The organism is Stutzerimonas kunmingensis (assembly GCF_002929225.1).
Lineage (GTDB): Bacteria > Pseudomonadota > Gammaproteobacteria > Pseudomonadales > Pseudomonadaceae > Stutzerimonas.
This window is the reverse complement of sequence record NZ_PISM01000018.1, coordinates 602242-627100: the sequence shown is the minus strand read 5'-3', so window position 1 is coordinate 627100 and position 24859 is coordinate 602242. Positions and strand designations below refer to the sequence as shown.

The 24859-nt window shown below is 63.2% G+C and carries 19 protein-coding genes and 2 pseudogenes; 8 read left to right on the top strand and 13 right to left on the bottom strand.

The features are described from left to right. Positions 1-96: 96 nt before the first annotated feature. Positions 97-2470 (bottom strand): annotated as a pseudogene (locus CW305_RS13530) (FdhF/YdeP family oxidoreductase). A gap of 90 nt (positions 2471-2560) precedes the next feature. Continuing rightward, positions 2561-3043 carry a tRNA (cytidine(34)-2'-O)-methyltransferase gene (locus CW305_RS13525; protein WP_041015358.1) on the bottom strand — a complete coding sequence of 161 codons (483 nt, stop codon included), beginning with the start codon at positions 3041-3043 and terminating at the stop codon, positions 2561-2563. Here CW305_RS13525 and CW305_RS13520 point away from each other — a divergent pair. Beyond that, on the top strand, positions 3042-3491 hold the full coding sequence (locus tag CW305_RS13520; protein ID WP_104098131.1) for a hypothetical protein: 450 nt from the start codon (positions 3042-3044) through the stop codon (positions 3489-3491). The two genes, CW305_RS13525 and CW305_RS13520, sit on opposite strands and share 2 nt — an antisense overlap. A gap of 90 nt (positions 3492-3581) precedes the next feature. On the opposite strand, the gene ntrC is transcribed toward CW305_RS13520, so the two are convergent. The 5 genes from ntrC to glnA form a co-directional block, all read right to left on the bottom strand. Next, complete coding sequence (gene ntrC, locus CW305_RS13515; RefSeq protein ID WP_014821908.1) at positions 3582-5018, bottom strand: nitrogen regulation protein NR(I); 1437 nt, start codon at positions 5016-5018, stop codon at positions 3582-3584. After that, positions 5015-6097: a nitrogen regulation protein NR(II) gene (gene glnL / locus CW305_RS13510; RefSeq protein ID WP_046618528.1), complete on the bottom strand. Its 1083-nt coding sequence runs from the start codon at positions 6095-6097 to the stop codon at positions 5015-5017. Before glnL ends, ntrC begins: the two co-directional genes overlap by 4 nt. Positions 6098-6266: 169 nt before the next feature. Next, positions 6267-6896: a DUF4124 domain-containing protein gene (locus tag CW305_RS13505; RefSeq protein WP_104098130.1), complete on the bottom strand. Its 630-nt coding sequence runs from the start codon at positions 6894-6896 to the stop codon at positions 6267-6269. After that, positions 6893-7441, bottom strand: a complete 549-nt coding sequence (locus tag CW305_RS13500; RefSeq protein ID WP_104098129.1) for a DUF4124 domain-containing protein — start codon at positions 7439-7441, stop codon at positions 6893-6895. The genes CW305_RS13505 and CW305_RS13500 overlap by 4 nt, the downstream gene beginning before the upstream one ends. 164 nt (positions 7442-7605) lie before the next feature. After that, positions 7606-9012 carry a glutamate--ammonia ligase gene (gene glnA / locus CW305_RS13495; protein ID WP_014821904.1) on the bottom strand — a complete coding sequence of 469 codons (1407 nt, stop codon included), beginning with the start codon at positions 9010-9012 and terminating at the stop codon, positions 7606-7608. 338 nt (positions 9013-9350) lie between these two features. Here glnA and thiI point away from each other — a divergent pair, with 338 nt between their 5' ends. Further along, a complete protein-coding gene (gene thiI, locus CW305_RS13490) occupies positions 9351-10805 on the top strand; it encodes a tRNA uracil 4-sulfurtransferase ThiI (protein ID WP_104098128.1) in 1455 nt (484 codons plus the stop codon). 167 nt (positions 10806-10972) lie between these two features. Then, the gene (typA, locus tag CW305_RS13485) at positions 10973-12793 is read left to right on the top strand and encodes a translational GTPase TypA (RefSeq protein ID WP_104098127.1); all 1821 of its coding nucleotides are present in this window, start codon (positions 10973-10975) and stop codon (positions 12791-12793) included. Positions 12794-13282: 489 nt separating this feature from the next. On the opposite strand, the gene CW305_RS23450 is transcribed toward typA, so the two are convergent. From CW305_RS23450 to CW305_RS13465, 5 genes are all read right to left on the bottom strand, one after another. After that, entirely contained in the window at positions 13283-13447 is a 165-nt protein-coding gene (locus CW305_RS23450) for a hypothetical protein (RefSeq protein WP_023447095.1), read from the bottom strand. Between the two features lie 173 nt (positions 13448-13620). Continuing rightward, a complete protein-coding gene (locus tag CW305_RS13480; RefSeq protein ID WP_023447096.1) occupies positions 13621-14823 on the bottom strand; it encodes a coiled-coil domain-containing protein in 1203 nt (400 codons plus the stop codon). Positions 14824-14910: 87 nt separating this feature from the next. After that, positions 14911-16569, bottom strand: coding sequence for a hypothetical protein (locus CW305_RS13475; RefSeq protein WP_031298464.1), 1659 nt, complete (start codon positions 16567-16569; stop codon positions 14911-14913). Positions 16570-16579: 10 nt separating this feature from the next. Then, positions 16580-17089, bottom strand: a complete 510-nt coding sequence (locus CW305_RS13470) for an SMI1/KNR4 family protein (RefSeq protein WP_023444484.1) — start codon at positions 17087-17089, stop codon at positions 16580-16582. Then, on the bottom strand, positions 17086-18117 hold the full coding sequence (locus CW305_RS13465; protein WP_023444485.1) for a helix-turn-helix transcriptional regulator: 1032 nt from the start codon (positions 18115-18117) through the stop codon (positions 17086-17088). Before CW305_RS13465 ends, CW305_RS13470 begins: the two co-directional genes overlap by 4 nt. Positions 18118-18570: 453 nt before the next feature. Between CW305_RS13465 and CW305_RS13460 the strand changes: the two are divergent. The 3 genes and pseudogenes from CW305_RS13460 to CW305_RS13455 all read left to right on the top strand — a co-directional run. Further along, a pseudogene (locus tag CW305_RS13460) lies at positions 18571-18785 on the top strand (translational GTPase TypA); the annotation flags it as partial. Positions 18786-18789: 4 nt separating this feature from the next. Next, positions 18790-18894 (top strand): hypothetical protein, encoded by a 105-nt coding sequence (locus CW305_RS23930; protein WP_332823398.1) that lies wholly within the window; start codon positions 18790-18792, stop codon positions 18892-18894. 353 nt (positions 18895-19247) lie between these two features. Then, positions 19248-20885, top strand: coding sequence for a methyl-accepting chemotaxis protein (locus CW305_RS13455; protein WP_104098126.1), 1638 nt, complete (start codon positions 19248-19250; stop codon positions 20883-20885). 72 nt (positions 20886-20957) lie between these two features. On the opposite strand, the gene CW305_RS13450 is transcribed toward CW305_RS13455, so the two are convergent. Then, positions 20958-22271: a 2-hydroxycarboxylate transporter family protein gene (locus tag CW305_RS13450; RefSeq protein WP_104098125.1), complete on the bottom strand. Its 1314-nt coding sequence runs from the start codon at positions 22269-22271 to the stop codon at positions 20958-20960. Positions 22272-22520: 249 nt separating this feature from the next. On the opposite strand from CW305_RS13450, the gene dcuS reads away from it, so the two are divergent. Next, the gene (gene dcuS, locus CW305_RS13445; RefSeq protein WP_104098207.1) at positions 22521-24128 is read left to right on the top strand and encodes a DcuS/MalK family sensor histidine kinase; all 1608 of its coding nucleotides are present in this window, start codon (positions 22521-22523) and stop codon (positions 24126-24128) included. Further along, the gene (locus tag CW305_RS13440) at positions 24125-24850 is read left to right on the top strand and encodes a response regulator (RefSeq protein WP_044315368.1); all 726 of its coding nucleotides are present in this window, start codon (positions 24125-24127) and stop codon (positions 24848-24850) included. Before dcuS ends, CW305_RS13440 begins: the two co-directional genes overlap by 4 nt. Positions 24851-24859 lie beyond the last annotated feature (9 nt).

Below are 24859 nucleotides of genomic sequence, written 5' to 3'. Positions count from 1 at the left end.
CGATGAATGCCCGAATGCGGTTGATATGGGGGACTGCTGCCGGCTTTTCAACGGCTGTCGGCGAGGTTCATCGACAGCCGTGGTCTGCACGAGGCGCTAGGCCGGCCCGGGTTGTTCGCTGCGCTGCGGGCGACTGGGCTGGCGCGGCACGTCGCCGGCAACCGACGCGGCGATCAGCTTGCGCAGGCGCACCGGAATCGATTTGGCCGCCGGCACCTTGCTGCGTTCGGCATGGTGCCAGACCGGCAGCAGCGCGTTGCATTCCGGGTAATAGCCGGCGCAGCAGCCTTCGGGGATATCGTACGGCGTGACCCGCAACGGGCTGACCGCGCGGTGCACGCCATCGTCGACCACGGTGATCGCCTCGATGCGGTCGCCTTCGGCCAGGCCGAGGCGGACGATGTCGTTGCGGTTCATCAGGATCACCGCGCGAGTGCCATGGATGCCGCGGAAGCGGTCGTCGTAGCCGTAGACGGTGGTGTTGAACTGGTCGTTGCTGCGCAGCGTCATCATCTGCAGCACGTCGTGCTGCTCGTGGCCGTCATCTTCGGTGTCGGGGTCGGCAACCAGCGATGGCGGGTTGATGAAGTTGGCCTTGCCGGACTCGGTATCCCAGCGTCGCTCGCTGGCGCCAAGCGGGCGATGAAAGCCGCCGGGCTCCATCATGCGCACGTTAAAGTCGTGGAAGATCTCCGGGTAGCTCTCGGCAATGGCGTCGCGTATCAGGCTGTAGTCCGCGACCCAGGCGTCCCAGTCCAGCATCGGGTTGGGTGTCAGTGTGGCCTTGGCCAGCCGCGCGATGATTGCCGGCTCCGATAACAACAGTTCGCCGGCCGGCTCGGCGGCCCCGCACCAGGCCCGGATACAGCCGGTGCTGTCCTCGGTGGTGTGACGCTGCTCGCCGGTGGCCTGACGGTCGATCTCGGTGCGCCCCAGGCAGGGCAGGATGTAGGACACCTCGCCGGTGATCAGGTGGTTGCGATTGAGCTTGGTCGACACCTGCACCGACAGCCGCAGCCTACGCCAGGCCGGCTCCATCTGCAGGGTGTCGGGAATGGCGCGGACGAAGTTGCCACCCAGGCCGATGAAGCCACGGATGCTGCCATCGAGAATGCCCTCGCAAGCCTCCACGGTGTTCACGCCGTCATCGCTTGGCGGCTCGAAGCCGAACTGCCGGCGCAGGTTGTCCGCCGGCACCTTTGCCGCCTTTTCGGTGATGCCGACGGTGCGCTGCCCCTGCACGTTGGAGTGACCGCGCACCGGTAGGATACCTGCGCCTTCCTTGCCGATGTTGCCGCGCAACAGCAGCAGGTTGACCAGCATCTGGATGGTCTGCACACCGTAGCGGTGCTGGGTCAGGCCCATGCCATAAGGCGCAATCACCCGTCCGCAGCGTGCATAGACGGTCGCTGCCGCTTCCAGCGCGGCGCGGCTGAGCCCCGAACGGCGTTCCAGCTGCGCCCAACTGTAGCTGCGGATGCGCTGTTCGAAATCCTCGAAGCCATGGGTGTGCTGCTCGATGAAGTCCACGTCGAGCACGCGCTTGCGACCCTCGGCGACGGCCTGGTCGTCCATTTCGAACAGCGCCTTGCACATGCCGGCGATGGCGGCCATGTCGCCGCCGATGGCGAGCTGGTGATACTGGGTGCTGATCACCGTGCTGTCTGGTGTGAGCATTTCGCGCGGTGACTGTGGATTGACGAAGCGCTCCAGCCCGCGCTCGCGCAGCGGATTGAAGGTGACGATCTGCGCGCCGCGCTCACGGGCTTCCTGCAACTGATGCAGCATCCGCGGGCTGGAGGTGCCGGTGTTGTGGCCGAAGAAGAACAGCCCGTCGGTGTGCTCAAAATCGTTCAGGGTGACGGTCGCCACCGGCACGCCGATGCTCTCCGGCAGCGCCACCGAGGTGCTCTCGTGGCACATGTTGGAGCTGTCCGGCAGGTTGTTGGTGCCGTACAGCCGCGCCAGCAGGCCATACATGTAGGCCGTTTCCAGCGCCGCGCGGCCGGACATGTAGAACACCACCTGATTGGGATCGGCCATGGCCTTGAGCTCGGCACCGATCTCGGCGAAAGCTTCATCCCAGCTGACCGGCTGATAGTGATCGCTGGCGGCGTCGTAGCGCAGCGGCTGGGTCAGCCGGCCCTGCTGCTCGAGATCGTAGTCGCTCCAGTTGAGCAGTTCGCTAACGCTGTGCCTGGCAAAGAATTCCGGGCCGCAGCGCAGCGACGTGGTTTCCCACGCAGTCGCCTTGGCGCCGTTCTCGCAGAAGGACAGTAGTCGTGACGGATGCGGCTTGGCCCAGGCGCAACTGACACAGGCGAAACCGTCGATAGGTTTATTCTGCTTGAGCAGCAGACCGATACCGGCCGGCGAAACGCGCTCACGCAGCAGGATGTTGGCGACGGAGTAGGCTGACCCCCCAGCCGCCCGCGGGCGCGTGGTAGGGCCTGAACTTGGTCTGGGACACGTCGTTTCTCCTGCTGCCAAGGGAGCTTGTCTGTTTACGACGGGGACCACGGCGGATCGTTCAGGACCCTTTGTCACAAGGTTGTACCGCTCACTCCATGGCGAAGCTGTGCTGGCGCCAGGCCTCGTACACCGCGACGGCCACGGTGTTGGACAGGTTCAGGCTGCGGCTGTCGGGGCGCATCGGCAGGCGCAGGCGTTGCTCGTTGGGCAGTGCGTCGCGGATCTCCGGCGGCAGGCCGCGGCTTTCGGGGCCGAACAGCAAGGCGTCGCCGCGTCGGTAGTGCACCTCGTGAAACGGCTGCGAGCCCTTGGTGGTGAATGCGAACAGCCGCGGGCCGTCTGCGTTTGCGGCGTCGATGCCGATCCGCGCGAGGCAGCTCGGCAGGTCGGCGTGGCGCTCCAGCGTGGCGTACTCGTGGTAGTCGAGGCCGGCGCGGCGCAGGCGCTTGTCGTCCAGCTCGTAACCCAGCGGCTCGATCAGGTGCAGGTGGCAGCCGGTATTGGCGCAGAGCCTGATAATGTTGCCGGTATTGGGCGGAATTTCCGGTTGGAACAGGATCACGTGAAACATGCGCAGCACCGAGGTTGAAGACCGGCGGCATTCTACCGGGGCGCAGGACCCGATGCGCCGCATACGCCGGACCTTTTTCGGTTCGCTGGTGCTGATCGGGCTGCTGGTGGGGCTGATGATCGGCCGGCTCACCGCGCCGGGGCCGGTGCAACTGGCACTGGTGGAGGTGCAGCCGCAAGGCCTTTCGTTGCAGTTCGACCGCGAGCCCGAGGTATATGACGAGCACCTCGAAGGGGCGTTCGCCCTGCTGTTCCAGGCCGAGGGCGAGCCGCAATCCGGACAGCTGCAGATCGACGGCATGCCAGTGGCCTGGCGCGTGCAGCAGACCGGGAAAGGCCTGTTGCTGCATCTGGTGGCGGCGCGGCGACTGCTGGGGCAATGGCACGGTGAACGCCACGATAGTGGCTGGCGTATCGCCGTGCAGGTGGCGGCCGACAAGCAGCCATGATCCAGGTGACGCCCTTGGCAGGGCGCTAAAAACGATGAACCCCTCCAAGTGCGGGGTTCATCGGTACGCTCGGTGTGGTGTCAGCCGCGTTCAGCTGTCGTCACCGTCATCGTCATCGCTGCCATCGACGCGCATGCCCAGCTCCTTGATCTTGCGCGTCAGGGTGTTGCGACCCCAGCCGAGCAGCAGCGCGGCGTCGCGGCGGCGACCGGCGGTGTGCTTGAGCGCGGTCTCGATCATGATGCGTTCGAAGGCTGGCACCGCCTCGTCGAGCAGGTTGCTCTGGCCGCGCGCCAGGGCCTGATCGGACCAGTTGCGCAGCGCCTGTTCCCAGTTGTGCGCGGGCTGTGCCTCGGCCTGCTGGTTGAGCAGCTCCGGCGGCAGGTCGTCGACATGCACTTCGCGGCCGGATGCCATCACCGTGATCCAGCGGCAGGTGTTCTCCAGCTGGCGCACGTTGCCCGGCCAGGGCAGGTGCTGCAGGTATTCCTTGGTTTCCGGCTTGAGCACCTTGGTTTCCACCGAGAGCTCCTGCGCGGCGCTGGCGAGGAAGTGCTCGGCGAGTGCCGGGATGTCCTCTCGACGATCGGATAGGCGTGGAATGTGGATGCGGATGACGTTCAGGCGGTGGAACAGGTCCTCGCGGAACTTGCCGGCCTGCACCAGCGTTTCCAGGTCCTGGTGCGTGGCGGCGATGATGCGCACGTCGACGCGTACCGGCGTGTGGCCGCCGACCCGGTAGAATTCGCCATCGGCCAGCACGCGCAGCAGGCGGGTCTGCGTATCGGCCGGCATGTCGCCGATCTCGTCGAGAAACAGGGTGCCGCCGTCGGCCTGCTCGAAGCGGCCGCGGCGCTGATTGGCCGCACCGGTGAAGGCGCCTTTCTCGTGGCCGAACAGCTCCGACTCCATCAGATCCTTGGGGATAGCCGCCATGTTCAGCGCGATGAATGGCGACGCCGAACGCGGGCTGTGGCGGTGCAGGGCATGGGCCACCAGCTCCTTGCCGGTGCCGGACTCGCCGTTGATCAGTACGGTGATGTTGGAATGGCTGAGCCGGCCGATGGCGCGGAACACCTCCTGCATCGCCGGCGCCTCGCCGATGATCTCCGGGGTGTGGTGGCGGTTGGCCGGTTCCTGCTGGTTCTGCTGCTCCTGGGCGTGCTGATTGGCGCGCTTGACCAGCGAGACGGCGTCGTCGACGTCGAACGGCTTGGGCAGGTATTCGAAGGCGCCGCCCTGGTAGGAGGCCACCGCGCTGTCCAGATCCGAATGCGCGGTCATGATGATCACCGGCAGGCGAGGGTACTGCTCGCGGATCTGCGAGAGCATGTCCAGACCGCTGAGGCCGGGCATGCGGATGTCGGAGATGATCACATCCGGCTGCTGGCGGGCGAGGCGGGCCAGCACACCGTCGGCGCTGTCGAAGCTCTGCGTGGCCATGCCTTCCTGTTGCAGGGCCTTTTCCAGGACCCAGCGGATGGAGCGGTCGTCGTCGACGATCCAGACGTTTTCGCTTCGGCTCATGCTGATGTGGCTCCTTGTTCCAGCGGTAGGAAGATCGAGAACACGGTGTGGCCAGGATGGCTCTCGCATTCGATCAGACCCTGGTGCTGACTGATGATGTTCTGGGTGATGGCAAGGCCCAGGCCGGTTCCGTCCGGGCGGCCGCTGACCATCGGGTAGAAGAGCGTGTTCTGCAGTTCGGCGGGAATCCCCGGGCCGTTGTCGATGATCTCGATGCGTGTCACCAGGCGATGACGAATATGGCCGATGGTGAACTGCCGCAGTGTGCGGGTGCGCAGGGTGAGACGGCCGAGGCCCAGCTCGTTCTGCCCGGCCAGTGCCTGCATGGCGTTGCGCATGATATTGAGCACGGCCTGGATCATCTGTTCGCGGTCCATCAGGACTTCGGGAATGCTTGGGTCGTAATCGCGCACCAAAATGATGCTTCCCTGGCATTCCGCCTCGATCAGGCTGGCGACATGTTCGAGCACTTCGTGAATGTTGGTCATCGACAGTGACGGCAGCTTGTTAGAGCCGAGCATGCGGTCGACCAGATTACGCAGGCGGTCGGCCTCCTCGATGATGACTTCGGTGTAGTCCTTCAGGTGTTCTTCGGGTAGCTCGCGGGCCAGCAGTTGTGCCGCACCGCGAATGCCGCCCAGCGGATTCTTGATCTCGTGGGCCAGGCCGCGCACCAGCATCTTGGTGGTTTCCTGCTTGGACAGCTGGGCCTCTTCCTTGGTGATGCGCAGCAGGCGGTCGCGCGGCAGCACTTCCAGCAACAGCATGGTTTCCTGCCGGGTCAGTACCGGGGTCACCGCGTAGTCCACGGTCAGTGTCTGGCCGGTGGCGGAGGTCAGGGTGGCTTCGCGCTTGGTGAACGGATGGGCTTCTTCAACCGCCTGGCGCAGGGCCGCCAGGGCTTCCGGCGACTCGGTGAACAGCTCGCTGATGAACTGTCCGTGGCTGCGTTGGCCGCTGACGGCCAGCAGCATTTCGGCAGCCGGGTTCATGTACTCCAGGCGCAGGCGCGAGTTGAGCAACAGCGTCGCGGTAGTCAGATTGTCGATCAGCAGGCGTTGCAGGGCTTCGTTGATCATGGCTGGTCTGCGTCCGGAAGTTCAGGCAGGAAATGCAAGAACCAAACCAAACGCGCCATTGCGGCGCGGATCGGCGTGATGCTGCAGCCCTACGGGCTGTCCGGTGACCCAAATTGGTGACGAGCGATCCGCTCACCTGATGGGCGCACCAAACAGGTGCACCCCATGATCATAGAAAGGGCACGAAGGGAATGTCGCGTTTTTCTACCGGCTTGTCCTTTAGCGGGCATTCCGGGCGAACGCCGTAATCGGCCTTCTGGCAAGGATTGACCATGCGCCGCTGGGCCAGCGAGGTGCGTATCAGGTGAAAGGGCTGGTTCGCGGTGCGTTGCAGGACGCGCTCCTGTTCATCCACGACAGCCACCGCCAGCTGATGGGTGCCACGATCGACGTTACTCAAGGCGAAGGAAGTCTGTTCGCCGGGTGCGCCGAACGGCTGGTCATCGAGCAGTACCTGATAGGCGTGGCCGGGGTGTAGCGTCGGTTCGGCCTGCACGGTGACGCTGACATTGCCGGCGTTGTTGCGGATCGCTTCGTCCGCCGTCGGGCTGAGGATGCGCAACTGATAGATGATGCTCGCGGCTTTCGGTGCTGCCGGTTCCGTAGGGCGTGCGGCCGACATCGGCGGCGCAGGCATGCTGTTGGACGGCTTGAGGTGTACTTCTTCGGCCGCCTCGCCGGCCGGGCGATCGGTGAAGACCCGATTGCCCTCGACGTCGACATAGGAGTAGACGCCGGCAAGGCAGGGCAGGGCGGCCGCCAGCAGTGCGACGGCCAGGGTCTGCCGCAGGATGATCAAGGAGCAGGCCTCGGAGGCTTCGGACGCAATGCCGGGCTGGAGGTATTCACCCGTTGCACAGTGAACAGCTCCGGCTGGCTGCGCTGGATGACCTTCTCGCCGCTCAGCACCTCGATGTGTAGACGGTGCTCGCCCCGCTCGACATTGTTCAGTTGCAGCGAGGTTGCGGCACTGGCGGCAGCCTGGGGAATGCCGTCCAGCACGAAGCGCAAGCTGTGGCCGGGTCGTAGCGGCGGCTCCAGCAGCGCGCTGACGACGAAGGTGCCGTTGTTGGCGCGCAGGGCTTCTTCATCGGGAATCCCGCTCAGCATCAGTGTCTGGTAAGGGGCCGACTGCGTCTGCTGGCTGTCCGGCAGTGGTGGCGGCGGTTCGGGCGTGCGGATATTTACCGTATTGGCTGGCGGCAGGTCGACGGTATCGGCCTGGACACCCTCCGGTGGCTGATTGGTGAACACCGTATTGCCTTGTGCATCGGTGTACTTGTAGATCTCGGCGAAGGCCGGAAGGCTGAGAATGAACAGCAGGCTGAACAGTGCGCTACGCATGGGAGACTCCGCGGAGTTGGACTGCCGAAGCCTTGCACTGCGCCGAGTTGCAGGCAAGTGCGATCGGTGGGATTTGCGAGGCGTGACAAGCTGCACGAACCGCCGCCGGACTGCAGAAACGAAGAAGGCCACCCGAGGGTGGCCTTCCTGTCACGCGAGCTGGATCAGACGCTGTAGTACAGGTCGTATTCCAGCGGGTGCACGAAGGTGCGCACCTTGATCTCTTCCTCGGACTTCAGCTCGATGTAGGCATCGATGAACTCGTCAGAGAACACGCCGCCCTTGGTCAGGAACGCGCGGCCCTTGTCCAGCTCTTCGAGGGCTTCCTTCAGGCTGCCGCACACCTGCGGGATCAGCTTGCCTTCTTCCGGCGGCAGGTCGTACAGGTTCTTGTCGGCTGCATCGCCAGGATGGATCTTGTTCTGGATGCCGTCCAGGCCAGCCATCAGCAGTGCAGCGAAGCACAGGTACGGGTTGGCAGCCGGGTCCGGGAAGCGCGCTTCGATACGACGGGCTTTCGGGCTGGAAACGTACGGAATACGGATCGAGGCGGAACGGTTGCGGGCCGAGTAGGCCAGCATGACCGGTGCTTCGAAGCCCGGGACCAGACGCTTGTAGGAGTTGGTCGACGGGTTGGTGAAACCGTTCAGCGCCTTGCCGTGCTTGATGATGCCGCCGATGAAGTACAGGGCGGTCTCGGACAGGCCGGCATAGCCTTCGCCAGCGAAGGTGTTCTTGCCATCCTTGGAGATGGACATGTGTACGTGCATACCCGAACCGTTGTCGCCATACAGCGGCTTCGGCATGAAGGTCGCGGTCTTGCCATAGGCGTCGGCGACGTTGTGTACGCAGTACTTCAGGGTCTGAACTTCGTCAGCCTTGGCAACCAGGGTGTTGAACTTCACGCCGATCTCGTTCTGACCGGCAGTCGCCACTTCGTGGTGGTGAACCTCGACGACCAGGCCCATTTCTTCCATGGCGTTGCACATGGCGGTACGGATTTCGTGGTCGTGATCGCACGGCGGAACCGGGAAGTAGCCGCCCTTGACGGCCGGGCGGTGGCCCTTGTTGCCGCCTTCGACGTCCTGGTCGGTCATCCAGGAGCCCTGCTCGGAGTAGATCTTGAACATCGAGCCGGAGATGTCCGACTTGAACTTGACCTGGTCGAAGATGAAGAACTCCGGCTCCGGGCCGACGAATACGGTGTCACCGATGCCGGTGCCTTTCAGGAACTCTTCGGCGCGCTTGGCGATGGAGCGCGGATCGCGATCGTAGCCCTGCATGGTGCTCGGCTCGACGATGTCGCAGACCAGGATCAGGGTCGGCTCTTCGGTGAACGGATCCAGCACGGCGGTTTCGTCGACCGGCATCAGGATCATGTCGGAGGCTTCGATGCCTTTCCAGCCATGGATGGAGGAGCCGTCGAACATCTTGCCGTGCTCGAAGAAGTCTTCATCCTGGGCATCACGAGCCGGAACGGTGACGTGGTGCTGCTTGCCTTTGGTATCGGTGAAGCGCAGATCAATCCACTTCACATCGTAATCTTTGATCAGTTGAAGCGACTTCGACATGGTGTTCTCCAAGTGGTGGAAGCGTGACAGTGAGCTTCCGAATCAGGGTGAAGCCGGGCGGCGATGTTCCGCCAAGGCGACCTGCCTCACAAGGGAGCAAATTGCATGCCAGTGCTCTTTCTTGGGACTGCAGGCCGCTGGCAGCGCTGCGGCAGCGTTTGCGCGTCTCAAAGCGTAGCTGCTGCACTGGATTGATGCGCGGTATTGGTGCGGCTCGCCGGTAATGTGCATTCTTTTGGTGCGTTCTGCTGCGTTTGAAGAAAGCGGTTAAATGTTGAGCAGTTTCCGCTATACTCCGCGCCCCTCTTTTCCTGCCACATCGGCGCCGCGCTGTTTCCATGAAGCTGATCGTCAAGGTTTTCCCCGAAATCACCATCAAGAGCCCGCCGGTGCGCAAGGGCTTCATTCGCCAATTGGCGAAGAACATCCGCACCGTGCTGCGCGAGCTCGATCCCGACCTGCGGGTCGAGGGCGTGTGGGACAACATCGAGGTGGAAACCGTGCGCAGCGAGCCGAAGCTGCTGCGCGAGATGATCGAGCGCCTGCGCTGCACGCCCGGCATCGCCCATTGCCTGGAAGTGCACGAGTACCCGCTGGGCGATCTCGACGACATCGTCGCCAGATGCAAGGCGCACTACGCCGAGCGCCTGCCGGGCAAGATCTTCGCCGTGCGCTGCAAGCGTGCCGGCAAGCATCCGTTCAGCTCCATGGACGTCGAGCGCCACGTTGGCAGCCAGCTGCGCCAGCAGTGCGGCGCCGCCGGTATTTCGCTGAAAACACCGGAAGTCGAAGTGCGCATGGAGATCCGCGACCAGCGCCTGTTCGTCGTGCACGAGCAGCATGACGGCATCGGCGGCTACCCGCTGGGCGCTCTGGAGCAGACGCTGGTATTGATGTCCGGTGGTTTCGATTCCACCGTCGCCGCCTATCAGATGATGCGCCGCGGGCTGATGACGCATTTCTGCTTCTTCAATCTCGGCGGGCGTGCCCACGAGCTGGGCGTGATGGAAGTCGCTCATTATCTGTGGAAGAAGTACGGCAGCTCGCACCGTGTGCTGTTCATCAGCGTGCCGTTCGAGGAAGTGGTCGGCGAAATCCTGCAGAAGGTCGACAACAGCCAGATGGGTGTCGTCCTCAAGCGCATGATGCTGCGCGTCTCGACGCAGATCGCCGAGCGCCTGCACATCGACGCGCTGGTTACCGGCGAGGCGATCTCGCAGGTCTCCAGCCAGACCCTGCCGAACCTCTCGGTAATCGACTCGGCCACCGACATGCTGGTGCTGCGCCCGCTGATCGCCAGCCACAAGCAGGACATCATCGACACCGCCTTCGAGATCGGCACCGCCGAGTTTGCCAAGAACATGCCCGAGTACTGCGGCGTGATCTCGGTGAACCCGACCACCAAGGCCAAGCGCTATCGTATCGAGCATGAAGAAAAGCAGTTCGACATGGCTATCCTGGAACGTGCGCTGGCGAATGCCCGCCAGGTTGCCATCGACCGCGTGATCGACGAGCTGGGCCAGGATTTGCAGGTGGAAGAAGTCGTCGAGCCGAGCGCTGGCCAGGTCATCCTCGACATTCGTCACCCCGATGCCGCCGAGGACGAACCGCTCGAGCTGCCGGGCATCGAAGTTCAGACGCTGCCGTTCTATGCACTGAACAACCGCTTCAAGGAGCTGGATGAAAACCGCCAGTACCTGCTGTATTGCGACAAAGGTGTCATGAGCCGCCTGCATGCTCACCATCTGCTGAGCGAGGGGCATGTCAATGTACGCGTCTATCGTCCGGCCTGACTCATCGGTGAAACAGCCGGGGCTGCTTGGCGGTAGCATCCGCCACCGCCCTCCCGACCGGCACTGATCGCAAGGCCAGGCCGTACAACCCTCGGACAGACTGTCTTCGTCCGGACTACTTCCAGCTTCCAGCCTCAGCTCGAAGCTATCTACAGAGAAAAGAATCAGTGATCGAGAATCTACGCAACATCGCCATCATCGCCCACGTTGACCATGGCAAGACCACCCTCGTCGACAAGCTGCTGCGTCTGTCCGGCACCCTGGACCGCAAGGAGCTGGAAAACGAGCGCGTGATGGACTCCAACGACCAGGAAAAGGAACGCGGCATCACCATCCTGGCGAAGAACACCGCGCTGAAGTGGAACGGCTACAACATCAACATCGTCGACACCCCCGGCCACGCCGACTTCGGCGGTGAAGTCGAGCGCGTGATGAGCATGGTCGACTCCGTACTGCTGGTGGTCGACGCCCAGGACGGCCCCATGCCGCAGACGCGCTTCGTGACCCAGAAGGCCTTCAAGGCCGGCCTGCGTCCGATCGTCGTGGTGAACAAGATCGACCGTCCGGGCGCGCGTCCTGACTGGGTTATCGACCAGATCTTCGACCTGTTCGACAACCTCGGCGCCACCGACGAGCAGCTGGACTTCCCGATCGTCTACGCCAGTGCCCTGAACGGCATTGCCGGCATGGACCACGAGAAGATGGACGACAACATGGATGCCCTGTTCCAGGCCATCATCGACCACGTTCCGTCGCCGAAAGTAGACCTCGACGGTCCTTTCCAGATGCAGATCTCGCAGCTGGACTACAACAGCTTCCTCGGCGTGATCGGCATCGGCCGCATCGCTCGCGGCACCATCAAGGCCAACAGCCCGGTTACCGCCATCGGTGCTGACGGCAAGAAGCGCAACGGCCGCATCCTGAAGATCATGGGCCACTCCGGTCTGCAGCGCGTTGAAGTCCAGGAAGCCGAAGCTGGCGACATCGTCTGCGTATCCGGCATGGACGAGCTGTACATCTCCGACACCCTGTGCGACCAGAACGCCGTCGAGGCCCTGCCGCCGCTGACCGTCGACCAGCCGACCGTGAGCATGACCTTCCAGGTCAACGACTCGCCGTTCGCCGGCAAGGAAGGCAAGTTCGTCACCAGCCGCAACATCAAGGACCGTCTGGAGAAGGAACTGCTGCACAACGTCGCCCTGCGCGTCGAGCCGGGCGACAGCCCTGAGAAGTTCAAGGTTTCCGGTCGTGGCGAGCTGCACCTTTCGGTACTGATCGAAACCATGCGTCGTGAAGGTTTCGAGCTGGCCGTAGGCCGCCCGGAAGTGGTGATCATCGAGAACGAGGCCGGCGACAAGCAGGAGCCGTACGAGAACGTCACCATCGACATCGAGGAGCAGCACCAGGGTCCGGTGATGGAGCAGATGGGCCTGCGTAAGGGCGACCTGAGCAACATGGTTCCGGATGGCAAGGGCCGTGTACGCCTGGAATACACCATCCCGGCGCGCGGCCTGATCGGCTTCCGTAACAACTTCCTGACCATGACCTCGGGTAGCGGCATCCTGACCTCGACCTTCAGTCACTACGGCCCGATCAAGGCCGGCGAAGTGACCAACCGCCAGAACGGCGTGCTGGTTTCGATGGCTACCGGTACCGCACTGACCTACTCGCTGGAAACACTGCAGGCGCGCGGCAAGCTGTTCCTGGCGCCGGGCGACGAGATCTACGAAGGCCAGCTGTGCGGCATCAACAGCCGTGACAACGACCTGGTGCTCAACCCCACCAAGGGCAAGAAGCTCGACAACATGCGCGCTTCCGGCAAGGACGAAGTCATCGCCCTGGTTCCGCCGATCAAGTTCACCCTCGAGCAGGCGCTGGAATTCATCGCCGACGACGAGCTGGTGGAAGTGACGCCGAAGTCGATCCGACTGCGCAAGAAGTACCTCAACGAGAACGACCGCAAGCGCTTCGAGCGCAGCAAGGTCTAAACACTGTTGCAGTAAGACAAAGGCGCCTTCGGGCGCCTTTGTTGTTTTAGGCTTGATTGCAATCCAGGCGGTGCCTGGCCTTAGATCCTATGGGGCATGGTTTTGATCAAAGGAGCGAATGGCAGGCTGGCATCAACACTTCGGTCGGGCCTTGGGCAGCGCTTCTCTAGTAGGTAGCAGCGCCAATTACAGAGTAATGCCGGTACCGTCAGGCCAAGACCGATCCAGGGGGCCAGCCAACGTCAGCAAGCGCAATGACGAGCCCGCCGATAGCCGCACCCAGGCCCATCCCAAGGTGCCTCACCGAGGTGTTCAGGGAGGCTCCGGTACTGCTGCTGGCTGGGGCGCTATGGAGCCGGAAGCTTTGCACGACCGGAGAAACCATACAGCTGATGGTCTCCAGGGCATCACGCTCGGGATGAAGATGGCGCTGTGCAAGCTCAGCGGAATGTCGCAGTGCCAGGCAGAAGGTGAGAAAAATCACCATGGCTAGACGAGGCCGACGCGCTCGGCCAGCCGGTTGCCCAGATAGCCGCCCAGAGCCGCCAGGCCGATCAGCAAGGGCAGTCCGCTCACCGTGGAAACGTCGGTCGTTCCAAGCATCGTCGCTAGATACGGCGTGAAATAGAGGATGAGATGTCCACCGAGCAGCAAGATAGAGACGGCCTGCGCCAGCTAGCGCGGTCGATGGCTCAGTTGTCTCAGAAAACCGCGCGACCAGCAGGGTGCTAGAACGGCTGTCGGGTATGGGGCTTGCGGTGCACGCTCCGCTCTCGCCGCTGCGCGGCGAAAGACGGAACTGGCTACCCAGGCCGTGCCGCGTCGCTTCAGAGTAGTGCCCAGTGCTGCGCTGCCTGCCATCCCAGCGAGGCGATGGACAACACGGTGGCGCCGACGAGCACCAGGCGCTGATGCGACAGGCTCAACGCTTGCTTGGCCACCAGAGCGCTCAGATGGTCGGCCAACTGCTCCTGTGAATTCGTCAGGTTTTCACGCTGGCTTTCGAGTGACCGGACCAGGGATTCTTCCATTGCCGCTGAGCGATGCTTGACGTCGGCTTCGTGGGCTTCGATTCGTTCCTGCATGCTGTGGCTATGAGCCAGCTGCCACTGGTCCTGCCTTTCAGCCTGGGCGGCATGCTGTTCGCTCAGCGTAGCGATGCGGCTGTCCTGTGAGGCAGCTCGTTCGCTCTGTTGCACCTCGAACGCTTGTGCATCCTGCAGAAGCTGCTTGTGAAACGTCTGGTTTTCCTCTGCCAGTTGGGTGAACTCGGTGCGGTTCTGCTGCGCCTGTACGTCCATCGCATCGGCCAGGCGCCTTTCGTTTTCCACCTGGCGCCGCTCCACCTCATCGAGCCCCGCCGCCAAGCGATTCAGACAGTGCTTTTCAACTTCCTCCATCTGCTGTTCCAGGTTGTTGCGCAATGCCTGGCCGGCGCTGTCGATCCGCTGTTCGGCTTCGGTCACGAGACGTACGCAGCCCACCAGTTTCTGTGCCTGCTCCTGAGTCAGGCCCTTGGCTTCCAGAAGTCCCTGATTCGCGGCATTGATCGCGTCCTGTTGTTCGCCCAGCTGAATCTGTTGCGCAAGGATTCTCTCGTTCTGCGCCTGGAGTTCTTCAGCCTGCTTCTTCAGCAGATTCTGCTGTTGCAACAGCAGAATCTGCTGGTCGCTCAGTACCTTTGAGATGGCGGTGTTGACCACCAGTAACTGGGACGATTTCTGCGTCAGTTGACCGATCGAGGCGTTGAGGTCCAACTGTGCTTCCTGGATCTTGTCGCTGCGACCGTAGAACCAGTTGCCGACGAAGTTTCCCTCTTTTTTCTCCTGCCTGAGCTTGGCCAGGCGCTTGGCTTCGGACTGGACCTTCTGCTGGTCGTCGTTGAGGCCGTGCAGCAGTTCCTTGATGTTGCTCTGCTGGATGATTCGCTCGGGCACGCTCAGGTTGGAAAATGCCTGCACGATCTGCAGTTCTTGGGAGTTTTCCGCGCCGGACTTGGTGACGGCGGGCGCTGTGGTTTCGAGGGGCATTGGCTGTCCTGTCGAGGCTGCATGGGTTGGGGCGGTCGAATACGCGGTGCATCACGCCCTTCGCGCGATGAGCCCGCGTGGGCTGGTTCAGAGGGGTTTCAGGAATTCTTCGATTTCTGCCTGGCTCTCGTTGATGTAATTGATCATGCGTCGGCTTTTCTCGACCTGTTCTCGGGTGCTGGCCACGGCGCTGTCGAGGCTGGCCAGTGCTGCGGCTGATGCAATGCCTGCATTGCCCAAGGTTGCGCCCGTCTGGCGGTACAGCTCGATCGATTGGGTATAGCGCTCGACATTGCCGAGCGACGCTTCGGATAGCGTCACCAGTTCGGCGGCAAAGACCTCTCGCCTCGCTGCATCTGCTATCAGTTCGTCGAGCAGGCGCTCCCCCCGGGCATGGCGATCGAAGAGGCAGTCGATCTGGTACGCCAGAAACGCCGACAGCAGGCCGCTGGCGATGCCTACCAGCACGGGCGTGAGCAAGTCGGCGAAGGGCTTGAGAAAGGGAATGGTGGCCATGAAGGTGGCGACAGTTTCCGACAGCAGGATGCCCACCGAACTGATCACCACGGTGCCGAGAAGCTTGAGGCCTTCCTGCAGGGCCTGGGCCTGGGTCATGTGTGCAGGTGGAAAGAGCATCATCCTGGCCGCACGGAACAGGCCAAGCAGGCCTTCGCGGATCATGCTGACGAAGCGCTTGGCGGTGGACAGGAAGTTGTTCAGCAGGAAGGTCAGCAGGTTGCTGACGAAACCGCTGACACCACCCTGGATCATCTGCGAGAGCGCCGTCGGCACCTTCCGTGCCACCTGTTCGGCCACATGCATCAGGCGCTGGCTGATCTTCCTCAAAAGCGACTCACCCAGTTCGACGCCATGCCGGATGAGCGCTTTCACCTCGTTGAACAGAGCGTTGACCAACTCGGTCAGCAACATGCCAAGCGCTTGGCGAGCCCCCATCAAAGCGGCCTGTTTGCCGCCCGTAGCAAGCAGCTCCGTGGCCTGCTTCTTGAGCAGTGCCCGGTTCGCCGTGCTATCGATGTGCTTGCGGGCAGTATCGTGTTTTTCCTGGATCAGTTCCTCATCCGCGCCGAATTTCTGCGCGTTGGTTTCGCCGTTCTCACGTTCCTTGGCAGCCCACTCGCGCAGGTCCTCGTCGCCTTTCGACCCGTTGAGGGGCTGGTTGGTAAGGGCCAGGTTCTCATCGCTGTTGACCACTTCACGAATGCGGCTGACGTCTACGGTCTCGCCGTCCTCGGACACCTGCCCAAGTGCGAGATGCATTTTGGGGTCACTGTGCGTTTCCGAAATGGAGACGACGTGATCCAGTTCGGCACGCGCTTCTTCGCCGTTCTTCAGCTCCACTGTGCCGTCGGCGCGCACGGTTTGTCCGGTGTACTCGTCCCGGGATTGGGCTATCCGCTCGTCGCGCTTGTCATTCCAGGTTTTTCCGCCTGCCGTATCGGCGTTTTCCTGCGTCTTGATCTCGTACTCCGCGCGTACCTGCTTGTCGTACTTCTTGCGCGAGTGTTCGTGGAGTTTCTTGTCGGAGTCGGTAGCGACGTAGTCGTCGTCTTCGCGCGCGAAGTTATGAAGCGTGGTGACGTTCCCGCCGTTGCGGTCGACGTCCTTGAACATGGCGGTGGACAGGCCGAACGTGCCGATGACTTGGGAAAGTACCTGCTGCTGGCAGTCGTCGAACAGCTTCTGCAGGCGCTGCTCGCGCGTCATCGTGGTGAGCGTAGGTTCCATGGGAGTTATCTCAGGCGGTCTTGCGCATGATGAAATTACCGAACCAGTCGGCGAAGGAGGGTGCGAGTAGCGTGCGCTGGGGCATGTCGTGAAGTACCTCGATCACCTGCCCGTAATGGCCCTGATCGGCCGGAGCGAGGTCCAGGCACAGATAATCGCCGCCGCCGTCGGAGGCGAAGGGCAGCCATGCCTTGTCCCACCAGGACGCTCTGATGCCGGTATCGGATTCGGGGGTACGCGCGGCGAAGTCACCACCTTCCAGCAGGGCCGTCCAGGCGGACCAGCTCAGCGTGATCTGCCGGCTCGAGAGGAATTCGTAGTCGTCGAACAGCCAGCCGGCCTGCCCACGCTGGCCATCATGGACTTTCAGGCAGGCGGTGAAGTCAGCGGGCAAGGGCTTGCCCAGCAGCTGTTCCAGAGCCGCTATGGCGGTGTCGTCAGCCGGAGGGTTGAGGTCTGCCTGGCGAGCCGGGTCATATGTGGCCAGCCAGGCTTCCAGGTGTTGCCAGAGCTCGTTCATGGTGTTGCCTTGAGGGTCGGCGCCGTCGCTTCGTAGCGACGACGCATCAGTTCCAGTTTGGAGCGGATCTGTGTTTGCCATACCGTCGGTTCGTGAACCTGGATGTTGTCGTTCAGCCCGAAGATCCACCAGAGCGTTTCCTGATCCTGCGGGACCCGAGCGCGCAGGCGCTGCCAGTCGCCCTCGGCAAGTGGTTCCAGGCTCTGGTCGGTGCTCAGCAGGGTTTCCTTGAGGAGCCAGGCGATCTGTGGTGACACGTCCGCTACCAGTTCCACATCGTCTATCAGGGGCGAGGCATTGAGGCCGTTTCGGATGTAATGGTCGACAACGAGGGGCTCGCTGCAATCGGCGGCGACCTCCAGGCATTCAGCCTGCTGAATGCGATGCATCGCGAACTGGCTAAGGTCGCCATAGCCGTCGACGGTGCCTATCAGGTAGCTGATGGAGTGACGGGAAACCAGGCCAGCGGGGTGCAGCAGCAGCTCCTTGCGCTCGGCCTTGCTCCGGCTGAGGTAGGAGACCCTGAGCCGCCGGCGCTCCAGCAGGGCGGTCGACACTTCTCGCCAGACAGCGGCATGCACCTGGGCGGGCAGCAGGGCCTTGTCGTTGGGATGGGCACGCACACGGCGCGCCCAGTGTGCGAGATCGTTCTGGCCGAGGTCTTCCAAGTAATTGCGTGCCTTGTTGAACTGCGGACCCAACAGATTGATGACCGACTGCGGCAGCAAGCTCTTCAGATGACTTTCGGCCAGGACGAGCGCGAGTGCCGTCGACGGCTCCATGTCTCTGAGGTCGAGCGGGGTGTCCTTGGTGTGACTCCAGCGATAACGGCCACTACTTTCATCACTGATCAGCGAGAAGGGGATGGAGAGTCGATTCAGGTCCCGCTGGACGGTGCGCAGATCCACCGAGAATCCACGCTCGTGCAGTTTTTCCAGCAGCGTGGGAGAGGAAACATATCTTGGGTATTCGGGAATCAGGCGCAACAAAGTGAACAACCTGAGTAGCGTATCCTCCGCTTCGGACATGGGTTACTACCTTACATATTTCCTGTAACTGCCAGATACGTGACGCCACGAATATAGCCAGCTTATCCTGCTTGATGGCTACTCGCCATGATTCGTTTCAGCCGATGGTTTCCGCATTCCGCTGGCTTCATCTGGCGGACCACTTGTCCTTCTCCTTGAGCTGACGAAATTCGTCATGAAACGCATAGGCTTTGCGGAGAACTACAACGAGACCGATCATGGCATGAATGTTTTTCATGCTGGATTCCTCTGCTGGGTTTATGGCTGGTTGCGAGCCGAGCGGGTATTGGCAAGTGACAGCTGGCGCGTAGCCGTCATCTCTGACGGCGGGAGCCGGAATCAAGCATGGCGCAGCCGCACGACAGTTCATGTCGTGTTCGCGGGTTCCGTTGTTTGTCGGGCGGGGCGATGGGCTTAACGCGTCGGCGACGTGTGGCGAATATTGCGATCATTCAGGCCCGTTTCGTGACCCAGAAGGCTTTCAAGCCCGGCTTGGTTCGATCGTCGTGGTGAACAAAATCTACCGTCTGGGCGCGCGACCTGACTGGGCCATATGCCAGATCTTCGACCTGTTCGACAACCTCGTCGCCACCGACGAGCCTCGACTTCCCGATCGTCTACGCCAGCCTCCGAACGGCATCGCCGGCATGGATCACGACAACATGGATGCTCATTGCTGACGACGAGCTGGTCGAAGTGACGCCGAAGTCGATCCGCCTGCGCAAGAAGTACCTCAACGAGAACGACCGCAAGCGCTTCGAGCGCAGCAAGGTCTGACACCGTTGCGAGACCACAGAAAGGCGCCTTCGGGCGCCTTTTTGCTGTCTGGCGATTGCCGGGCCCGGTGCTCCGGTGTGGTGATCGAGACAGTTGTCACACTGACCGGTGGGCGATTTCAGAAAAATTGTACAGGACCTCTGCAAGCAGCGTATTTGAGCCTGCGATATTTCACTGCGAACACTGGAGCGCTCTTATTCCGCCGCTTTCGGCCGGCAGTTCGTCGATAAAACTTGTACAGGTGATGTCACGGTGACATTATGTTGTACAAGTTTTGCCCCGCTCTGAGTATCGCTCGGAGCATCAACGACTGACTGAATGGCTGCCTCGCAGTCTGGCTAGAGGAGTGTTCGATGAACAAGCAGATGTCGGTATCCATGCGCCTGGGCCTGGGGTTTCTGGTGATCCTGGCGCTGATGGTGGCGGTCGCCGTGGTCAGTGCGCTCAAAGTCGACATCATCGACCGGAGCATGAGCCAGATCAGCTCGCAGGCCGGCCTGAAGCAGCGCTATGCGATCAACTTCCGCGGCAGCGTGCATGACCGCGCGATTGCCGTGCGGGACGCAGTCAGTGCGGCCGATCCGGCGTTCGCCCGGCAGCAGGTGGCGGAAATCGAACGATTGGCGCAGCTGTATGCCGATTCGGCGCAGCCGATGAAGGCGATGCTTGCGCAGCCCTCCGCCGATGCCCTCGAGCGCCAGCTGATGCTGCAGATCGAGACCATCGAGGCGAAGACCAACGCGCTGACCCAGCAGGTGGTCGAACTGCGCTTCAGCGAGGGCTCGGAGCGCGCCTACGAATTCCTCCTGGAAAACGTCGCCGGGGCCTATAGCGAGTGGCTGCGGCTGATCAACGCGTTCATCGATCACCAGGAATCGAGCATCAATCAGGACGTGACCGTGGTCCGCGAAACCGCCAGCGGCTTCCTCGCGCTCATCGTCGCGGTGACCGGCGTAGCGGTTCTGCTGGGTGTGGCCATCGCCGTGGTGATCATCCGCAAGCTGCGTTCGACCCTCGGTGCCGAACCCGACGAGGTGGCCCGTGTGATCGGCAATCTGGCCAACGGCGATCTCGGCCAGGTGATCGTCACCCCGTACCCAGACAGCGTCATGGGTGCGACGGCGAAGATGGCCAGCCGGCTGACCTCGATCATCGCCGAGGTGCGCGCGGCCGCCGTTGGCGTCGGCGTCGCCTCGGGTGAATTGCGTACCTCATCGGCGAACAGCAATCAGCAGATCCAGCACCAGTCGGCCGAGGCTGAGCAGGTCGCCACGGCGATCAACCAGATGGCCACGACGGTGAACGAGGTCGCGAGCTTCGCCGCCCGTGCCGCGGCTGCGGCGAAGAGCGCCGACGAGCAGGTCGAGACCGGTACGCGGATCGTCGGCGAGACGGCCATCTCCATCCATAACCTGGCCAAGGTGCTGGAGAGCGCGACCGAAACCGTCAATCAGGTCTCGGCGCAAAGCGGCGACATCGAGAAGATCCTGCAGGTCATCACCGCCATCGCCGAGCAGACCAACCTGCTCGCGCTCAACGCCGCAATCGAGGCGGCCCGTGCCGGCGAGCATGGCCGTGGTTTCGCGGTGGTGGCCGACGAGGTGCGCTCGCTGGCCAACCGCACGCAGCTGTCGTCCAGCGAGATCAGCGAGATGATCGCCTCGCTGCAGGCTGGCGCTGGCAGGGCGGTGGAGGTAATGCAGTCGAGCAAGCTGCTGGCGCAGCAGACCGTCGAACAGACGCTGCAGGCGGAAAATGCGCTGACCAAGATTCGTCAGGAAGTGGGCTCGATCAACGAGATGAACGCGCAGATCGCGACGGCTTCCGAGGAGCAGAGCGCGGTGGCGGAAGAGGTCAACCAGAGCGTCACGCGCATCCACGACTCGACTGTCGCCAGTTCCGCTGCATCGAATCAGGTGGCGTCCTCCAGCCAGGACCTGACCATGCTGGCCGAGGAGCTGAATCGGCGGGTCAACTACTTCCGCGGTTGACGCAGCCCGTTCGCCGAACAAAAAAGCCCCGACCGCAAGGCCGGGGCTTTTTCATTCCAGGATCACCGTCGCTCAGGTAAAGAACAGCGGCACCACCACGCTGGAGATCAGCAGGATCAGCGCGCCGCCCAGGCGCGAGGATATCTGTGCGAAGGGCATCAGCGACATGCGACGCGCGGCGGACAATACCGCGACATCGCCGGTGCCGCCCATGTTGGCCATGCACAGCCCGGCGGTGATCGCCGATTCAATCGGGTAGAAGCCCACCAGTTTGCCTACCAGGCCCGCGCCGAATGCCGCACCGGCGACCACGGCGAAAACGATCAGCACATAGGTCAGCGAGATGGCGTCGATCACCTGACCGAGGTCGGTGAAGGCCACGCCGATGCCGAACAGCAGGGCGAACGTCCAGTTGCGCGCGACGAAGCGGAACCACTGGGAGGCGGCGTCGTTGATCGACTCGGGCACCAGATTGGTCACCTTGAGCAGCGCCACCAGCACGATCATCAGGGCGTAGGGATGCAGCGGCACGAACTCGCCGAGAATCTGCCCGGCGACGAAGAAGCTCAGCGCCGCGACCAGACCGACGCCCAGCGCCGGCAGGGTGATAGCCCCTTCCTTCTCGTTGACGTCCACGCCGGGCATCATCTGGCCGTTGCCGGTCAGCGATGGATAGCGGTTGCCGAGGCCATTGAGCAGCCCGGCGATGATGATCGCGAAGACGTTGCCCAGCGCCAGGGCCGGCACCAGGATCGAGATGTAGTAGCTGGCCGGCTGGCCGAGCAGCTGCTCGTAGATCTGGCTCATCGGTACCGCGCCGGCGCCCATGCCGCCGCCCATGATGGGCATGGCGATGACCACCACCGCATCCTGCGGCGAGAAACCCAGCAGCGCGCCCACGGCCATGGCGAACAGCGCGGCGAACAGCACCGAGCAGAGCAGCGGCAACGCGTAGCGCGAGCCGACCTTGACCAGCACCTTGGCGTCCATGCCGAGGATGCTGCCGGTGATCAGCGCGGCGATATAGAAGTCGAGAAAGCCGCCGCCCTTCATGAAGCTGGCGACGTCATCGGCCACGGCTGTCGGCAGCCAGCCGAAATAGACCATCGCCGCGGCGCCGAACAGCGCGAGGATCGCGCCGCCGCCGAGGTAGGTCTTGATGATCGGTAGGCGGTCACCGGCGAAGCCAAGCAGCTCGCCGAGCAGCATCATCACCAGCAGCGCGCCGATCATGCCGCTGGGCAGCGTGTCGGTAGTGATGGCGGCGGCCATGACGAGCAAGGCGATGGCGAACAGAGGCAACGGCAGGTTGAAGATGCGTTGGGACAGCAGGGGAATGTTCGGGCTGCCTTCAGGCACGGCAGCGCTCAGCGTGGTCCGATTCATTGTTGTACTCCTTCGAACGTGGCGGCCAGGCGGCGCACGTACGGGTGATGTTTGCGAATGCGCAGTCGGACAACCACGCCGGGGCTACCTTAAGCAGAGATGCTTCGCGGCCAATGTTTGGCGAAGTTAAAAAACCATTACGAAACTAAAAAAAGTGGAGCCGAGCTTGACCCTGGAGCCCCGGGCTGGCTCGATCCGGCCCTCTAGCGCGGCGCGTCGAGCGTCCGCTCATGCACTGGAGTGATGGCTGTGCGCTTGCGCCTGAATACGCTGATCTCGCTGCTGGTCGCCGTCATGGTGGTGCTGGCGCTGGCGCTCGCCCTCTGGCTGTTCAACGTGCAGCTGCAGGACACCCTCGAAGAGGGGCAGGCTTCGCGGGTGACCAACCTGGCGCAGAGCGTGGCCGCACGCACCGATGTGCAGCGAGCGCTGGCCAGCCCGGATGTCGACTTCAGTCCCGGTAATCCGCTGCAACGGGACATCGATGGCCTGCGCCAGCGCCTGGGCGTGGACTTCATCGTGGTGATGAACCCGCGTGCCCAGCGCCTGACGCACCCGGAGCCTGCCCGCATCGGCCAGGCCTTTCGCGGTGACGACGAAGGCCCGGCGCTGACCGGCGAGACCTATGCCTCGCGTGCCGATGGCAGTCTGGGGCGCAGTATTCGCGGTTTCGCTCCGGTGCTGAACGACGAGGGAGCGGTGCTCGGTGCCGTCTCGGTGGGGGTCACCCTGGCTTCGCTCGGCGAGCTGCTCAAGGCTCATCAGCGCGGCGTGGTGCTCGGTGTACTGGCGTTGATGCTGGTCACCGCCCTCGGTGCGCACCTGCTGGCACGCTATATCAAGCGCGTGCTGCTGGGGCTGGAACCCTATGAGATCACCTGGCTGGTGGAGGAGCGTCAGGCGATGCTGGCCTCGGTGCGCGAAGGCGTTCTGGCGGTCGACGACCAGGCGCGCATCACCCTGGTCAACCCCGCCGCCGAGCGCCTGCTGGCCAGCACCGGCCTCGGCAAACCACCGCTGGGCCGGCCGATCGCCGAATACTTGCCCAACAGTGGCCTGCCCGAGGTGCTGGCCAGCGCAACCGAGCAGCGGGATCGTGAGTTCAGCCTCAACGGTCGGGCGATCCTCGCCAATCGTGCGCCGATCCGTCATCAGGGCCGGGTGATCGGCGCCATCGCGACCTTCCGCGACAAGAGCGAAGTCAACGCCCTGGCCGAGCAGCTGACCGGTGTCAGCCGCTATGCCGAAGCGCTGCGGGCGGCGACCCACGAATTCAAGAACAAGCTGCACGTGCTGCTCGGGCTGGCACAGATGGGTGATCTGGATGCCCTGCGCGCCTATCTGCGCGACCTCGCCGATCACCAGCTGGCGCCGGCGACATCACTGGTCGAGGGGATCGGTGAACCGGTGCTGGCGGGCTTTCTGCTCGGCAAGCAGAGCGAGGCCCGCGAGCGCGGCATCCTCTTTCAGGTGGATGTCGAACACCCGGTGCCGGCCGCCGTGCCCGAGCAGATCCATGGCCTGGTGACCATCCTCGGCAACCTGCTGGAGAACGCCTTCGAAGCGGTGGCCGACGAGGACGAGCGACGGGTCAACCTGACGCTGGACTACGACGAAGCGCTGCTCTCGCTGCACGTGCAGGACAGCGGTGGCGGAATCGAAGCCGCAGTGCGCGAGCAGATCTTCCAGCGCGGCGTATCCACCAAGGGCGAGCGGCGTGGCATCGGCCTGGCCGCGGTGCAGGAACAGGTCGAGGCCTGGGGCGGCAGCCTGGCGGTGTATTCCGAGGCCGGTCGTGGCAGCCTGTTCGAGGTTGAATTGCCCTATCGGAGCGCCGCGGGAGACGTCGAATCATGAAAGCAGTCATGCGCGTGCTGATCGTCGAGGACGACCCGATGGTCATGCGCCTGAACGTCGATTACCTGGCCCGGCTCGAGGGCGTCGAGCTGGTCGGCCAGTGCGAGAGCGTGCCGGCCGCGCTCGAGTTGCTGGAGCGCGAGGCGGTGGACCTGCTTCTGCTCGACGTCTACCTGCGCAATCGCTCCGGGCTGGAGGTGCTGCGCCATCTGCGCGCGCAGGACCGCAACACCGATGCCGTGCTGATCACCGCCGCTTCGGAGATCGAGACCGTGCGCGCGGCGCAACGCCTCGGCGCGCGGGATTACCTGGTCAAACCGTTCAGTTTCGAGCGCTTCCGCGATGCGGTCGAGGCCTGCCGCCGTGCCCGCGATGCGCTGTCCCGCCTGCCGGATCAGCTCGGCCAGGGCGATATCGACCGGCTGTTCAGCCAGGCGCCCGCCACCGACCTGCGCCGCCCCGGCGACCTGCCCAAGGGGCTGACACCGGCATCGCTGGCGCAGGTGGCGCAGGCGATCCTGGCGCTGGACGAGGACGGTTTCACCAGCGAAACGCTGCTGTCTGCCACCGGCATGTCGCGCGTGTCGGTACGCAAGTACCTCAAGCATCTGAGCGATGCACAGCTGCTGGAAGAATCCTTTCACTACGGGCAGATCGGCCGGCCCTCGTTTCGCTATCGCTGCCTGGACCGCGCCGCGTTGCAAAGGCTGGTGCAGGGCTGACGCTACGCT

Bases quoted from the DNA above. Each gene is read 5' to 3' on its own strand.
- CW305_RS13520 (WP_104098131.1), top strand. From the start codon at position 3,042: ATGCGCAGCACCGAGGTTGAAGACCGGCGGCATTCTACCGGGGCGCAG.
- CW305_RS13525 (WP_041015358.1), bottom strand. From the start codon at position 3,043: ATGTTTCACGTGATCCTGTTCCAACCGGAAATTCCGCCCAATACCGGC.
- ntrC (WP_014821908.1), bottom strand. From the start codon at position 5,018: ATGAGCCGAAGCGAAAACGTCTGGATCGTCGACGACGACCGCTCCATC.
- glnL (WP_046618528.1), bottom strand. From the start codon at position 6,097: ATGATCAACGAAGCCCTGCAACGCCTGCTGATCGACAATCTGACTACC.
- CW305_RS13500 (WP_104098129.1), bottom strand. From the start codon at position 7,441: ATGCGTAGCGCACTGTTCAGCCTGCTGTTCATTCTCAGCCTTCCGGCC.
- glnA (WP_014821904.1), bottom strand. From the start codon at position 9,012: ATGTCGAAGTCGCTTCAACTGATCAAAGATTACGATGTGAAGTGGATT.
- thiI (WP_104098128.1), top strand. From the start codon at position 9,351: ATGAAGCTGATCGTCAAGGTTTTCCCCGAAATCACCATCAAGAGCCCG.
- CW305_RS13480 (WP_023447096.1), bottom strand. From the start codon at position 14,823: ATGCCCCTCGAAACCACAGCGCCCGCCGTCACCAAGTCCGGCGCGGAA.
- CW305_RS13475 (WP_031298464.1), bottom strand. From the start codon at position 16,569: ATGGAACCTACGCTCACCACGATGACGCGCGAGCAGCGCCTGCAGAAG.
- CW305_RS13470 (WP_023444484.1), bottom strand. From the start codon at position 17,089: ATGAACGAGCTCTGGCAACACCTGGAAGCCTGGCTGGCCACATATGAC.
- CW305_RS13465 (WP_023444485.1), bottom strand. From the start codon at position 18,117: ATGTCCGAAGCGGAGGATACGCTACTCAGGTTGTTCACTTTGTTGCGC.
- CW305_RS13455 (WP_104098126.1), top strand. From the start codon at position 19,248: ATGAACAAGCAGATGTCGGTATCCATGCGCCTGGGCCTGGGGTTTCTG.
- CW305_RS13450 (WP_104098125.1), bottom strand. From the start codon at position 22,271: ATGAATCGGACCACGCTGAGCGCTGCCGTGCCTGAAGGCAGCCCGAAC.
- CW305_RS13440 (WP_044315368.1), top strand. From the start codon at position 24,125: ATGAAAGCAGTCATGCGCGTGCTGATCGTCGAGGACGACCCGATGGTC.